The sequence below is a fragment of the Paenibacillus sp. HJGM_3 genome (assembly GCF_045062745.1).
Lineage (GTDB): Bacteria > Bacillota > Bacilli > Paenibacillales > NBRC-103111 > Paenibacillus_AA.
In genome coordinates, this window is record NZ_JBJGED010000011.1 from 1 (window position 1) to 15,138 (window position 15,138).

General features: G+C 60.0%; 8 protein-coding genes. All 8 read right to left on the reverse strand.

From position 1 onward, the window contains the following. The coding region (locus ACI5FR_RS13835; RefSeq protein ID WP_405455116.1) for an ATP-binding protein at nucleotides 1-3,011 on the reverse strand (3,011 nt) is incomplete at its 3' end. A gap of 186 nt (nucleotides 3,012-3,197) precedes the next feature. Further along, nucleotides 3,198-6,428 carry a type 2 lanthipeptide synthetase LanM family protein gene (locus tag ACI5FR_RS13840; protein ID WP_405455118.1) on the reverse strand — a complete coding sequence of 1,077 codons (3,231 nt, stop codon included), beginning with the start codon at nucleotides 6,426-6,428 and terminating at the stop codon, nucleotides 3,198-3,200. A 6-nt stretch (nucleotides 6,429-6,434) separates the two neighbouring features. Next, on the reverse strand, nucleotides 6,435-6,755 hold the full coding sequence (locus tag ACI5FR_RS13845; RefSeq protein WP_405455120.1) for a Nif11-like leader peptide family RiPP precursor: 321 nt from the start codon (nucleotides 6,753-6,755) through the stop codon (nucleotides 6,435-6,437). Between the two features lie 103 nt (nucleotides 6,756-6,858). After that, on the reverse strand, nucleotides 6,859-8,019 hold the full coding sequence (locus ACI5FR_RS13850) for an ABC transporter substrate-binding protein (RefSeq protein ID WP_405455122.1): 1,161 nt from the start codon (nucleotides 8,017-8,019) through the stop codon (nucleotides 6,859-6,861). A gap of 21 nt (nucleotides 8,020-8,040) precedes the next feature. After that, nucleotides 8,041-9,303: a dicarboxylate/amino acid:cation symporter gene (locus ACI5FR_RS13855; protein ID WP_405455124.1), complete on the reverse strand. Its 1,263-nt coding sequence runs from the start codon at nucleotides 9,301-9,303 to the stop codon at nucleotides 8,041-8,043. A gap of 1 nt (nucleotide 9,304) precedes the next feature. Then, on the reverse strand, nucleotides 9,305-10,252 hold the full coding sequence (locus ACI5FR_RS13860; protein ID WP_405455126.1) for an ABC transporter substrate-binding protein: 948 nt from the start codon (nucleotides 10,250-10,252) through the stop codon (nucleotides 9,305-9,307). Nucleotides 10,253-10,278: 26 nt separating this feature from the next. Further along, nucleotides 10,279-12,945, reverse strand: coding sequence for an NHLP bacteriocin export ABC transporter permease/ATPase subunit (locus ACI5FR_RS13865; RefSeq protein WP_405455128.1), 2,667 nt, complete (start codon nucleotides 12,943-12,945; stop codon nucleotides 10,279-10,281). Nucleotides 12,946-12,962: 17 nt separating this feature from the next. Beyond that, nucleotides 12,963-15,128 carry an NHLP family bacteriocin export ABC transporter peptidase/permease/ATPase subunit gene (locus tag ACI5FR_RS13870; protein WP_405455130.1) on the reverse strand — a complete coding sequence of 722 codons (2,166 nt, stop codon included), beginning with the start codon at nucleotides 15,126-15,128 and terminating at the stop codon, nucleotides 12,963-12,965. Between the last annotated feature and the right edge of the window lie 10 nt (nucleotides 15,129-15,138).

Consider the following 15,138-nt stretch of genomic DNA (forward strand, 5'->3'; position numbering starts at 1 on the left):
GCCTTCTCCAGAATAGGGCGGCATTCCCGGGCAGGCAAGCCCCAGACCAACAGCGACGAGCCGTAAATGCTGTACGTTCGGCCCCGTACCGAGTCGTCCCCGAGGTTTTCCGCGAGCTGAACGGCCGTATTCCCGAGCAGGTGGGCGGTCCGATATTGCTTGAAAATCATTCCCTGCATCAGGGCATACGAAGAGAAAGCCACCGGCGCATAGTCGGTATTGCCTCGCTCTATGGAAACCCGCATGAAATGATAGATTAAGTAGGCGTACATCTTGCGGTCGCTGAGCGCCGCAGCCGTACAGGCCATGGACAGCACATCCATGGCCGCGACAAATTCCGGCTCCTCTGCCTTCGGCCTCCCGGTCAGGCTGGCCAGGGTACGCTTCAATCGCACATTAATCGCTAAAGAGCCGAACAACACACCGGCCATCCTAGGCGATGCGGACAATTGAATGCCAAAGTCCCTCAAGCCCTTCACCCCGAAGCGGGTCGCCTCCGCGTACCGGTCTTGAAGGAATGCATGCATCATGCGCATCCGGTATACGCTGAGCTGATCGAGCGGACTGCTCGCACGACGGAACAGCAAGTCGAAGATCGGCTCGGCTTCCGGGAAACGGCCGCATAAGGTCAAGCACTCGGCTTGCCCTGCATATAGAGCGTAGACGACGGCGGGCGAATGCGACCAATCGTCTACGCGTACGAGCTCTAAGCCCGAGCTGTAATACTGCAGGGCGGACTGAAACGCAGCCGTTTTCTTCGCCCTGCCGCCTGCCTCGGCGTTCCAACGGATCAGGGCTATTCGGTCCTCATCCTTCACGGAAGCCGGCTTCCCTAGGTTGAGATGATGAACGGCGGCAAAGAAGCTTTGATCCTCGTCGCTCCGCTTCAGCAGCAATTGGCCGGCTTGCCAATGCGCCGCCTGTCGCGCCGGCTCGCTCATCCCGTCATAGGCGGCGGAGCGAATGCGATCGTGCAGAAATCCGTAGAGCGTGTCTGCCGCAGGCGGCAGCGTCGTTTCCGTATGCGCGATCGGCACGATCATCCCCTCCCGCCGTGCCGGCGAGAGCAGCTCCAGCGTCTCATCGGAACCGGCTCCTTCGACGCGGGCAAGGTCCCGGATATCGAACCGCTCCCCGAGCACGGCCGCGACCGCCATGACGCGGCGGCACGGGTCCGGAAGCTTGGCGAGGCGCTGCTCCATGAAGGCGGCGATATCCTCCGCGAATGGAAGCTGGTCCAGCACTTGGCTGCCCCAATGCCAGATCTCCCGACTCTCGTCGAAGACGAGCCATTCCTCGTCCGCCAGCGATCTCAACAGCTGACGAATGTAGAGCGGATTGCCGGCCGTCTTCAGCCGAAGCGTCCGCCCGAGCGTCTCTGCTTCCTGCTCCGAGCAGTGCAGCGTCTCGGCCAGCAGCCGGTGAATCGCGGAAGGCGGCAGCGGTTCGAGCGGAATATGGACCGCCGCCATCCCAGACCGTTCGGCCTCGCGGATGAATGTGAGGAGCGGGTGCTCCGCCCCGACCTCGATATCGCGGTAGCTGCCGATCAGGAGAAGCCCCTGGCTCTCGGGATCTGTGAACAGCGAGGCGAGTAAGGATAACGAGGCCGGATCCGCCCAGTGCAGATCGTCCAGATACAGGAGGATCGGCCGGAAGTCCACTACGGTGCGGATGAACTGCCGCACGACGTGCCGGAAGCGATGCTGCAGCTCATGAGACGGATGCGCCTTGACCTGCGGCGGATCGCCGATCAACCATCGCAGCTCGGGCACGGCCTCGCAGAGCAAGCTCGAGTTGCTGCCGAGCTCCGCCAGCAAGCGGGTTTTCCACTGCGGGAGCCGGCCGTTGTCGCGTGTGTACACTAGACGCACGAGCTCGCGGAACGCGGCGATCACTGCGGCGTACGGGACCTCCTGCTGCAGCCGGTCGAAGCGGCCCTCCACTTGGAAAAAATGGTCCCCTGCCGCCTCGCGGCATACTTCGCGGACGAGCGTCGTTTTGCCGATCCCGCCCGTCCCGGTGATGAAGAGGATGCGCGAGGCGCCTAAGCGTACCCATTCCACGTGCTGCAGCATTTGGGCTTTTTCGCGCTCCCGGCCATACAAACGGTCGGGAATGCGGAACATGCGCTTGCGGTCGTGCTCGCCCAGCGGAACATCCGGAATGGATCCGGTTTTAATCCACAGCTGCAAGCAAGTCCGCAAATCCATCTTCAAGCCGTATGCGGTCTGATATCGGTCGTCGGGATTCTGGGCCAGCAGCCGCCTCACAATACGAGTGATCGGCTCAGGAGCATCGGGCCTGTACGCCCGAATCTCGGTCGGCTCCCTCGTCAGCAGCGCATGGAACCATTCGTCCTGATGCTCCGCATCGTATGGATACTCGCCCGTTAGCAGCCAGTAGAGCAAGACGCCGGCAGCGTACAGGTCGGATCGAACATCGACGATGTGTTGAAGCCACCCTGCGAGCTCCGGCGACAAGAACGCAAAGTGGCTTCGCTCCATTTTTCTAGCGTTCCACCGAGCTTCCGGCGATTGGGCCTCAATGGGTTCCGCGCAGCTCAGGTCAATCATTTGCAACGCATACGTCTCGGGATCGACGATCATCGTATCGGGCCGGACGCTCCTGTGCACGAGCTTGCGGTTGTGAATCGCCTCCAGGGCGGAAGCAATCTGATGGCCGATCGTTAAGATGCCATGCAGCGGCATGGAAGGGCCAGACTGCAACAGGCACAGCGGGATGCCCTTAGCCTCTTGCAGCACGAGCGCAGCCGATTCGCCCACCGTCTCTATGCCCAGGCAGGACGAGATGCGGGGGTGGTTCAACTGACCCCGGATTTGATATTCCCGCAGCAATCGGGAGACGTCCTGCTGCTGATCCTCCGCCTGTCCGCCGTGCACCTTCAACAACACCGTCTGGCCGTTCTTGGCGTATAAGGCTCGGTACAGGCTGAATCGATGGAACTGGCCGACCGTCTCCACCAGTTTGTACTCTCGTAAATCGGACATGCTTTCACTCCTTCAAGCAGATCGAGGTCCAACCATACGCGATCTAATCCTTTCTCATTCTGCAAGAGAGAATGTAAATCCTTGTCGACAATCCAATATAGACCTAATTGCCCATTCGCTAGGCGATTAGTCCCAATAGGATGCAAAAACCCGACTGCTGTTGCATGAACAGCGAATCGGGTTCACTCATTTCAATAGGCTGGGCAACTGGGACGGCTCGATGCATCGAAGCAGCTCATAGCCGATTCCGGACGTTCCGTGGAACAAGGCCGGATTGAACACAACGCCGCCTTCACTGCCGCTGAAGCGGTAATGGCCTTCTTTCGTTTGGCGTTCGAGCATCTGGCAGGCCTTCGTCCGCGCCGTCTCGAGAAGATCCGGACGTTCCAACACGCTCGCCGCTTCCAGCAGGAAGTCGAGGCGCCCGGCATTGCCGCAGCAGAGCGTATCGCCGGAGTCGGCCGGGAAGTTCGCTGCGTACGCGACCGCGTGGTCCAGATCGGTCCGCCAGACGGACGCGTCGCGCTCCCGGACATAGGGCAAGCTGGACAGGCGGGCCAGCCCTATACCAGGAGCGCCGCTGCACCAGCCGGTCATGAAGACGCTCCGTCCCGGCTGCTCTCCCCTTCCGTTCAGCCGAAGGTCGGGCCAGTTGCGGTGCTGCGCGTCGAACAAGGCGTTCTCATAATCGACCGCCTCCATCGCCGCTTCGTAATACCGATCGTCGCCCGACACGGCCGCGAGACGCAACAGCGCGGCGGCAAAGCCCGCCATCCCATGCGCGGCTCCGGTGAGCGGCGCGTAGCCCAGGCCGCTGTCCCATACGCGGTGGCGGGTCGAGGTTTGTTGGCGTTTGGCCAGCAGATGCTGTCCGCAGTGTACGGCCAGCTCCAGTAGCCGATCGTCCGGTCGTATCCGGTGCAGGTTGACTAATTCGGAGATCATCCCCGCCGAGCCGCCGAACACGTCGAGCTGCCGGTCGGTGTCGATTTGCTCGGAAGTGATGTGGCGGATGAGATGGCCTGCATCGTCCATTAGGGATTCTTCCCCCAGATTCCGGGAAATCGCGCTCAAGCCTCGAACCATCCCGGCCACGCCATTGCCCAAACCAAGCGTGAGGCGGTGGATGGGCATCGGCCTCCAGGCATCATACAGGTTGGCCCGTATTGGCGCGAGCGCCGCCAGCGTCCGGTGCTTGATCCTCTCATCTCCGGTCAGCCGGTAAAGCGCCGAGAGGAATACGCCTAGCCCGATGAGGCCGTCATAGAAAGAGATGTTGATGGAGCCGAGCATCATTCGGTTCGTTGACCCGTCGAATTGCAGAACGATCCAAGTGAAGTCGTCGTCCGTCGTCTGAATCCTCCGATCCATGATTTCTTCATATAGCCGATACGCTTCCCGGAGGAACCGATCATTCAGGAGCTCCCCATCCTCAGGCCCCGCGGACTCTCGCAAATCTGCAGCGAGGACTGCGTCACTCGGACTAGGACGAGCCAAACCCTTGGCTGCCGCGGCCTCTCCATGCGCCGGCTCCCGGTGCATGGAGAGCGATACATGAATGTAGTCGGTCTGCACCTTGCGCTCACGGACGTCCATCTGCCCGAGAATCGCCTGGCACCGCTCCAAGGCGGTTTCCATGAAAAAGCTGCGGTGCAGCTGGGCCGTGCGGTCGCGCAGCGTTCGTTCCCCGGCATACCCGTAATAAATGGGGATGTCTCCCTCCTCCAAGGCGTTCCTTTCCGAGACGAACACGTTCCATAGGTCGCCGTAATCGTCGCCTCCGTCATGCAAGAAATAGGCGGCGGCCATCCGTTCGATCTCAATCGAATATGCCCGTCCGTCTCGTAGATAATTCGGATGCAGCACACGGTCCAGCACGTCGCCGTATACTTGCGAGTTGCGCGTGATCGTCCGCAGCAGGCACCGCTCGAACAGCCGCAGCGGCGAGGAGACGCCGGTCAGCAGCTCGCGCCGCGCCGCGAGGAAATCGAACGTACGCTCGAAGCCGCGGAGCAGGGCATGGCGGTAATCGTTCACGTTCAGCGGCTGACCGCCCAAATGCGGGATATTGCTCGCGCCTTTCTCCAGCCCGGTCAGCCCGCTGAAATCAACCGCATTGCCGCGGGCATCCGATTTCCACACCGGGAGCATGCCGGTGCGGAGCACGGAATCGACGAGGAAGTTATGCGCGACCTGCTGAGAGCTCATCCCGCTCGTCCCGAGGACGAAGGGCTTCACCCGGTGGAGGAGCAGCGTCTCCGTGTCGATGAGGACCGGATGCGTGCCATGGGCGATAAGATTCTCCATATGAAAATCTTCGCCGCCCAGCATATAAACCAACGCCAGCAGGGTGCCCGCCCGCTCGTAGAACAGCTCGGCCTCCCGCTCGTCCAGAACCGGCAGCGGCTCGATGAATTCGGTCCAGCTGTGATTCGAACGGTCGAGCGCATCAGGGACGCGAAATACAGGAAGTCCCTCCTCCTCGAGCCAAGCCACCCACCGCCTCCATGCTTCGTCGATTCCCGCTCCGCGCGGCTTGAGGACGATCTTGACTCCGGCTTCGAACGTGGCGATCAGAACCGATTGTCCGCCGTTGTGCGGGTCCGAGAGCTGCCCGGTTACGCTCACGATACGTCCGAGCGGTCTCCCGCCTGCAGCTCCGAACGTTCTTTCCAGATCCGGACGGTCTTCCTCCAGCCAACCGGCGAATTGCGCCATGTTGCGGACCCAGCCCGCGATCGTCATCATCATCCGTCTCGCCATCACCGGATACTGCTGCAGCAGCGCCTTCCAGCCTCCGCCAAGCAGCTCCTCATGGTAACGCTTCGCATGCCGCGTCAGCTCGTCCTTAGACATCGCCTTGCCCAGGATGGCGTGCAGGGGGTCACGATGGCTGGCGTATGCACGCAGCTCCGCCGCATGCACTTTATGACAAACACGCTGCAGCGACCGCGACAACAGTTCGATCATGTCATTCCGTGCATCGGCCTCGAACATCGCCAGTCTCCCGGCGCCAGAATGGCTGCGGAGCCGGCGCTCCGCGTAGCTCAGGAACGGAAGCAGCGTGTCGTGAACTCCGCCGCTTGTATCGGGAGATGCTGGCGCCTCCCCGGAAGAAGCGAAAACTTCGTTCAGTTCTGTCACCCAATCCGGCAACGCCTCATCCATCGGAGCCTTCTCTGCGGTCAAGATCGTTCGGGCCTCGCGGAGGGTGAGCCCGTCCAAGGACAGCCGTCGCAGGAAAGCCCGTTCTCCGCCGTGGCCTCCCGCGTTCCGCCTCCACGTCTCCAACCATTCAGGGACTGCGCCCCTCTCCTCGTCAGCCGAATCATCGCCCGAGGCCCAAGCTATACGTTCTCGCAGGAAAGCGGCTCCGAATGCAAGCCGCTTCTGTTCTTCCCTCGTCCAGGTTATCATCCCGGCTTAAAACCAGCTCTCGGTGAATTTGCCCGTACACATGCAGTAGCTGCCCTTTGTCGTCATGCAATACGGACAGCCTCCGCCGGCTACGGCTTCCAGCTGCTCGTCGCTCAGCTCGCCCTCCTCCACCGTGGAGATCGAGATTTGTTGCAGCTCGTCTCTCATTTCCTCCTCGGTGAACTCATACCCATGCTCGGCGCCCAGATTCACCGCCTGACTCAGAAGATCCCCGCCTGCCATCTGCTGCAGCGATTTCAGCTGCTCCTGCAATTCGTTGATTTCCTTCACTTTGGCAAAAAACAAACGTACGTTTTCCTGAGACATTGGAATAGTCCTCCCTATAATTCTTTATATCATCCGCCCTCGCGTGCACTCGAGTTTGGAGTGATACCGCTAGTCAGACAGGCATTTTGGTTATCTCGTCTTGTTACTCCTGGATCGTTCGATAGACGCCCTTCTGAAGCTCCTTGATGACGACCAGATCGGCGCTATCGTCTCCGTTGTCAGAGAAGCTGTGCTTGCCGACGGCGCCTTCCCACTGCACCGCACGAAGCGCCTCGGCGACCCGGGCCGGAGCAGCGGATCGAGCTTGCGTCATCGCTTGCGCGAGCAGGCGGACGGCATCGTAGCCCAGCGCCGCGTATTGCGACGGCTCGGACCGATAGCGAACCCGGTACGCGTCGACGAATCGTTTCGCGGCAGCCCGCGAGCTCTCTGCCGAGAAGTAGGAGCCGGCCAGAATGCCTTCTCCCGCTAGTCCCGTCATCTTGCGGAATTCGACCGAATCGACGGCGTTGCCGCCGAATAGCGGGACGTCCGCCTTCGCTTCGCGCAAGTCCAGAACCGTCTGGGCCGCGGTGAGATTGGACTGGGCCAGGAAGATGCCGTCATAGGCCAGCTGCTCCCACTTGTATTTCAGCTCCCGCAGTTTAGCCGGATCGCTGTAATCGCCGACCCGGTCGACGATGGCGATGCCCCGATCCTGGGCGAACTTTTCGAACGATTTGGCCAGTCCTTTGCCATAGGCATTGTCGTCATACAGGATGACCATTCTGCGGTTATTATGCTGGTACGCGTATTGGGCCAGCTCTTGCGCAAGCGCGATATCGCTCGAGATGCTGCGGAAGATGAGCCGGCTGCCGCTGCGGCCCGTCAGCTCAGGCGCGGTCGAGGCTGGGGACATCATAAGCAACCCGGCCCGTTCGTAGATGGAGGAAGCCGGGACCGAGATGTACGAGTTCCGGTGCCCGATCACCGCCGCTACCCGCGGATTCTCGGCGAGCTGCTGGGCGATTCGTAGACCGTCGGTGACCGAGGAATGATCGTCGTATTTGTCGATCCGCAGCGTCCTGCCCAGAACGCCGCCTTCCGCGTTTATTTCCTCGACGGCCAAGTCCAGCCCCTCCGAGAACAGATCGTTGTTTCGCTCGAACGGCCATACGGCGGCGATCAGCACTTCATGCTTATCCGCATTCGAGGCGGCAGCCCGCCGGTCGGCGTCGGAGATTGCCCCGCAGCCGGACAGGCCGAGCGAGAGCAACACGATCAACAGCCATCCCCCATGCCGCTTGCGGAATCGATTGCGCATAGTAATCCCTCTCTTTTCCCATTACGAGCTAAGTTGAGCGGTCTTGACAGGCTGGGCTCTGCCTTCGATCAGCATAGTCGATAAGCCGGCCAGCAGCACGTTCAGGAGCGTCAGAATCGGATCGATTATTGTGATCACCGACAGGAGCAGCACGACCGCCGTCTGGGAGGGAAGGCCGAGCGGGTCCAATATCAGGGAGATCATCGACAGGGAGACCAGGATTGGCGCGCCAGCTCCGGCGATGGCCGCTACGATAGAGCCGATCAGGACGAGGAGCAGTCCCTGAACCCCGAGCTCTACGCCGTACAGCTCCGACACGAAGATCGTTCCGATGGAGAATACGATTACCAGGCTGTAGCGGCAAATCACGATGCTGAGCGGGACGACCAGATTGATCACTTCTTCGTTCAGCCGGAATTTGGTACGCAGCGTCTCCAGCACCGAAGGGATGGCCATCATGCTGTTCCTCGTGCCGAAGGCTAGGAGGAGCGGCTCCTTCATCTGCCGGATCGGCGTGAATACCCCGGTGCCGCGCATCGCGGCGGTGAGCACGCTCCCCAGCGCCATCAGCAGCAGACAGGCGGCGTGTACGAGGGCGATGAACGTCGCCATCGAGTAGATGAGATCCTTTCCCATCCCCGCCACCTCATGGGCGATCATACATAGCAGTCCGAACGGCAAGCCGTACAAGGACCAGGCCATCATCTTCTCGAACGCTTTGTAGGTCATCTCGACGACGCTGATCACATCGTACCTTCGCTCGCTGGACAGCTTGCCGACTGCAGCGCCGAAGATGATGGCGACGAACAAGATCTGCAGATTGTCTCCGCCCTGAAGCGACTGAAAAATATTGTTCGGGATGAGCAGATAGAAGAAACTCCAAAAGTCAAACGACTTCCCGCTCACTTCCGGCGATTCGCCGGATTCCTGCTCCAGGATCGTCTGCCCCAGCACTTCCCGCGACGAATGGTCGACCGAAGCCCCAGGCTGGCCGATCAGTCCGACGATCACGCCGATGACGGCCGCTGCAGCCAATCCCGCGAGGAAGACTAGCGCCATGCGACGCAGATTGACGGCTACGGAACGGGCGGCGAACAGCTTGGATAAACTCGTTATAACCGCGGTTGCCATGATGGGGATGACGAGCATTTTTAAAAACAACATGTACAAGTCCCCAATAGGTGCGATCGCTTGCGCCACGGGCTTCAGGAACAATCCGATCGCCCCGCCGATGAGGATGGACGCCAGAACAACCGACGGTTTTTTCAACCATTGCGCCTTCACTTCATCCCCCTCCTTTCTTCGTACCCGGCAGCGAGTCTCGATAAGTGTTCAGCACGGCTTCCATCTGGATCGGGGGCCGATTGCGAAGGAACGTATTGACCCATTGCTGCAGATTCACGCTCGCCGGAGGGAGCGCGATCGCCAAGTCGTCTTTTCGCTCCTTCATGACTAGCAGCTGCAAGTCGATCAGTGTCTCCGGATGGTCTAGCAAATACCGCTTGAATTCGAACTCGTCGTAGTACGCGGCGATGATCTCCCCCGCCTTCACCGCTTCGATCAAGTTCGTGAAATTGTCGAACGGCCGGATCGACGCCTGCGGGAACGATTGCTGGGCGAATTCCATGTAGGAGGTCCCGCCTAACGCTCCGATCGGCAAGGCTCGGGAGCGAAGCGCTTCGATCTGCTCGCCGTTCTTGGCTTTCAGCCGGGAGAACTGAATGCGGTTCAATAAAATAGCCTGGTTCAGCTTCACATAAGGATCGCTGTACAGCACCTGCTGAGCCCGATTCAGCGTTACACTGATCTTGGAGATGCCCATATCGGCCTTCCCCCGGTTCACATTGGCTATAATCTCGTCGAACGTCTGTGCGCTCCGGTCGAACTCGACGTCCTGTATCCCTAGTTGATGAGCGAGATCCCGAGCGAGCTCGACATCGCTGCCGGTGAGACGGCCGGCTGGATCGACGAAGAAGTACGGGAATCGATCCTGAGCATACATGGCGACGATCAGCTTGCCCCGTTCATGGATACGGCGGATGTCGGGCGGCAGATCGGGAATGCGTTCTTTTGGGAAAACGCTGACCGCCGGATTCGAAGTCTGGATCGCCGCTGCGGGATCTGCCCCTTGATTGTGCCCGTCCTCGCCCGGACCCGCGGCTTTCATGCCGCAGGCGGATAGCAGGAGAACCGCAAGCAGCCCTATAAAGATTGCGTATGTGCGTATGCGCATGAACACGGTATCACCTCTGTTCCTGATCAAGCAAGCTGCCGGCTGGCCATTTCCGTGAAAATGCCTTGCCGTTCCAACAATTCCCCGTACGTGCCATGTTCTACTATTCGGCCTTTATCCAACACATAAATACGGTCCGCATTCATAATCGTGCTCAGCCGGTGGGCAACGACGATTCTCGTGGCGCGCAGCCGGTCGAGGCTGTCGCTGACCGTCTTCTGCGTACGGTTATCCAGGGCGCTCGTCGCCTCGTCGAAGAACAGAATCGCCGGTTTCCCCGCGAGCGCCCGGGCGATCAGGATCCGCTGGCGCTGTCCGCCCGAGATCGTACTCGCGCCTTCGTCGATCATGGTGAACATCCCCATCGGCATCTTCGTGATGTCGTCCGCCAGTCCCACTAGCCGGGCCGCCTCCCAGGCGTCGTCCAGCGTCAGATTGGAGGACCCGACGATATTGCTCAAGATGTCCCCGGCTATAAGCCTACTGTTCTGCAAGACAACCCCGAGCTGGCTCCGGATGAGCTGGATGTCCAGGCCCGCCGCATCCTGCTGGTCATAGTACACGCTGCCCGACTGCGGCTCTTCAAACCCGAGCAGGATGCGCATCAGAGTCGATTTGCCGCTGCCGGACGTCCCGACTAGCGCGACGAACTCGCCGGGCTCTATGTTCATGGAGACATCCTGAAGAACGGGCGGCCCGTCGGGCTCGTATCGGAAGTCTATATGGGACAGCTCTATGGCGCCTCGCAGCTTGCCCGGGTCTTCCTTCGCTTCGTTGATCTCGGGCTCCGCCTGCAGAATCGGCTTGGCCCGCTCGTATTCCGGGATGATCTGCGCTACCGTGATGAAGGAAGTGCTGATGCCGACCATCGCCGTTATGAAACCGCTGAACGCGCTCTGGAACGATAGAAAAGCACCTGTTCCGAGCGGTTCGGACATGGAGGCGAAGCTATAGAACAGCACGACGGTCGTGATTGCGGGGAACACCGCGTTGAACGTCATGAGTCCATTACCAGCGAGCTGCTGCCGGTAGGACATGGAGCGGAACTGCTCATAACTCCGCGCCCAGTAATGGAACATGCGGCTCTCGGCGCCGGCCACCCGAATTTTGGCAATGCCCTGGATGATTTGCATGATCAACCCGGTCATTTTGCCTTCGAACCGTTTGCGCCCGAGCTGCATGCTCCAATAGCTGAATCCGAACGTAACGGCGGCCGAGATGAACACGAGCAGGATCGCTACCCCCGCCAGGGAAGGGCTGTAGACGAGCAAGAGACCGAACTGAAAAATGGAGAAAATGCCCGAGAATACGGAATTCAGCACGGTACCCGACAGCATCTTCCGGATCTTATGGATCTGATTGGCCCGAACCGTCAAATCCCCGGAAGAATATTGCCGGAAGAAGGGGGCAGGCAAATTCAGGATCCGGTCCCAGACGGCCGCCTGGACCGCCGTGTCCACCTTCCCTTCCGCGCGCAGCATGGCCAGCATGCGGGTCGCCTGGAACGAGAAGGAAGCGACGCCCACAGCGAACAGGATCAGCGTCAATTCGAAGATGCGGCTGCGCTCCGCTCCAGGGATCACTTCATCGATCAACATCCCGGTCGCGAGCGGAATGCCCAAGTTCAGCAGCCCTCCGAATACGCCAAGCGCGATGGCCAGGAACAGCTCTTTCCCGACTTTTTCCTTGGCGCTGTAGAGAAGGAGATCCCAAATCTTGAGCGGGTGGTACGGCAAGGGACGATAGAACATGTACGCCCGGTTCGCCAATCCCGCAGCCGATCGGGAAGTTATCCGGATCGCCTGCTGACTCGACGGGTCGTGCATTACATAGGTCCCTTTTGCGGCCGGTACTAGCGCAACCGGACGGTCATCCTCCTTCAGAAAAGCGAGCAGCGGACCATGATCCTGTTTCCACCAGTCGATTTCGAGGATACACTCCCGAGTGCGGACGTGCGTTATGCGGGCGATCCTCCGGATTCGCTCGCCGGCATCGTCTCCCGCGGTGTTGATGGAGGCCGGTACGATCAGCTGCATATGGGCGGCGATAAGCCGGAATGCCTGCTCTAGCGGATCGTCCGACGTGCCTTCCGCACTTCGATAGGCTCGCGGCTCCCTGGTAGACATAATGTTCGCGAGACTGCGATACGAGTCCGCCATCTTTCGCTCATCGAGCTCGATCGCCTGCGAGAGACGCTTCTCCTCCTCGGAGCGGAGCCGGTGCAGGTACTCGCTTACTCCGCGCCGGAAATCTGACTGGGCCGATTGTACCGCAACACCAAGATCCTCCGTCTCCTCCTCCTCCACATTACCCTGCGATGAGACAGAACCAGAGTCAGGAGGAGCGGGAATGCCGTGCAGGATCAGCCATTGGCGAAGCGTCTCTGCAAACTCCAAACGTTTGTTCCTGAGCGCCTCGTCGGACAACTCTAGCCCCGATCCGTGAGGGGACTCGAATGGAACGCGAACAAGATTAGCCTCCTGTGTGCGTTGCAGCAGCAGCCGGTAGCCGGAAGTTTCCGGGTGCTCCATGCCCGCGATGAGCTGCCCCTCGGTGAAGGTGAGCAAATATTCACGCTTGCCGACCCCTCCCGGCGATTCGGAGCGTACGGCGAACAGGTTCACTTCTCCGGCTTCCACAATCCAGCTCGCATTCGGGTCGTTTAGTAGGATAGCTCCTTCGGCATTGCGCACCCGTGTTCTCTCCCTCGCTATATGGTGCGGACTAATTCCGCATAGTGTCCGGCTCGTTCCAAGAGCTCTTCATGCGTTCCCCGCTGCACGACTTGGCCGCGATCGAGTACGATGATCTCGTCGCTGTCCCGGATCGTGCTGAGGCGATGGGCGATGATGATGCATGTGCAGCCCCGTCGGCGCAAATTCCGATCGATCTGCAGCTCGGTTCTCGGGTCGAGCGCGCTCGTCGCTTCATCCAGAATCAAGATCGACGGGTTGTTGATGAGCGCTCTCGCGATCTCCATCCGCTGCTTCTGGCCGCCGCTGAAATTGCGCGCCCCCTCCTCCAGCCAATGATCGTAGCCGCCTGGCCGCGTCACAATGTCGTCATGGATGCAAGCGTCCTTGGCCGCCCGGATCATGTCGGTCTCAGGGACGTTCGGATCCCATAGCGTCAAGTTGTCGCGAATCGTACCCTCGAACATGTGGATCTCTTGATCGACGATGCCGACCGACACCTGGAGCACTTTGGGCGACCATTCGCCGCGAGGTTTCCCGTCGAAGCTCACGACGCCGGCCCATGGCGTGTATAAGCCGGTGAGCAGCTTGGCGACGGTCGACTTGCCGCTGCCGGACCCGCCTACAATGGCGACTCGATCTCCTGGATTTACCTTCAGCCCGAACCCGGAGATTAGCGGCGGATCCAAGCGGCTGTAGCCGAATGTGATCTCCTTCAGTTCGATTTGTCCGGACAGTTTGGCCTTCTCCGGCTTCTCCTCAGGCTGGCTTTCGGTAGGCCGGCTTTGCTGCTCCGGAAGCGGGTACGTCAACACATCGTCGATGCGATTCAAATCGGCCTTGACCTCCTGCAGCCGGTTTCCCATCTCGAGCAGGCCGTTCAGCGGTGTCAGGAAGTTCTGGAGGAGCGATTGGAACGCGACCAGCATCCCGATCGTCATGCTGCCGTTCATGATCTGCAGCCCGCCCAAGCCTAAAATCAGCGTATCGCCGATCACCATGACGAGAAGCGGGACCGACATGAAGAGGCGGGACAAGGCCCCGAGCGATTGTTCCGCTTCCAGCGCTTTGGCCTGGAAGCCGGTGAGCCGCACGAACAAGTCGGACTCCCTGCCCCCGGCTTTGATCGATTCGATCTGCGCCATCCCGTCCATAAACGTGCCGTATAACTTGCCTTGCTCTTGCTGCAGCTTCATATTTTGATCGGTTCTCGCCCGGGACATTCTCGCCAGCAAGAGCAGGTTCGCGACCGCGAGACTGACGCCCACGAGCGTAAGCGGCCAGCTGTACTGAAGCATCATGATGGCGTAGAAGACGACCATGAGCAGGTTGAGCAGGCTTGTCGCCAGTTCTCCGGACAACAGTTGGGCCACACTGTCGTTGGACGTGATGCGCTTGGCCAGATCGCCGCTCTGCCGCTGGGCGTAGAACTCGATCGGCAACCGGAGGGTATGCCATAAGAACCGGCCGGTCATCCCAAGCGCCAGCTTGGATTCCAATCGCAGCAAGTAATATTGCTGCATCCATGTCAGCAGTCCGCGCAGCAGTGCCGTGAGCAGCAATCCGGCCAGCAGCGGCATCAGCCATGCCGTGTTTCCCTTGATGATGACGTTGTCTACGAATATTCGGGAGAAGACCGGAATGACGAGACCCGGGATCATTAAGAAAAAGCTGATTAACGACACAAAGGCGAGAGGCAGCTTCAACGCATGCAAGCGCGCGGACAAAGAAGCGAACAACGTCGTCCGGCGGTCCTCCCGGCGGAATTCTTCCCCGGGCTCGATCGTTAGAACAATGCCGGAGAACGAGTCGTAAAGCTCCTCCCAGGATACGATGCGGGAACCGCTCCCGGGATCGTTCAAATAGACTTTGTCCTTCCGAATGCCTTCGAGTACGACGAAATGGTTCATGTTCCAGTGCAGAATCACCGGCATCTTGAGCCCGCGCAGCGTCTCCGCCTCATATCGGTAGCCTTTGGCCGTCAGTCCATACGTTCGAGCGGCTTTTAGAATATTCGAAGCTTTGCTCCCGTCCCGGGACACGCCGCATGCGATCCTTAATTGCTCGAGCGGCACGAACCTCCGGAAATATCCGAGAATCATGGCGAGCGAAGCGGCGCCGCATTCGACGGCTTCCATTTGCAGGACGGTCGGGGTTTTCACCCGCTTGTGCGGCACACTCACACCGAATCAA

Excerpts from the sequence above, each read along its gene's own strand:
- ACI5FR_RS13860 (WP_405455126.1), bottom strand. The coding sequence starts at position 10,252 with ATGCGCATACGCACATACGCAATCTTTATAGGGCTGCTTGCGGTTCTC.
- ACI5FR_RS13840 (WP_405455118.1), bottom strand. The coding sequence starts at position 6,428 with ATGATAACCTGGACGAGGGAAGAACAGAAGCGGCTTGCATTCGGAGCC.
- ACI5FR_RS13845 (WP_405455120.1), bottom strand. The coding sequence starts at position 6,755 with ATGTCTCAGGAAAACGTACGTTTGTTTTTTGCCAAAGTGAAGGAAATC.
- ACI5FR_RS13850 (WP_405455122.1), bottom strand. The coding sequence starts at position 8,019 with ATGCGCAATCGATTCCGCAAGCGGCATGGGGGATGGCTGTTGATCGTG.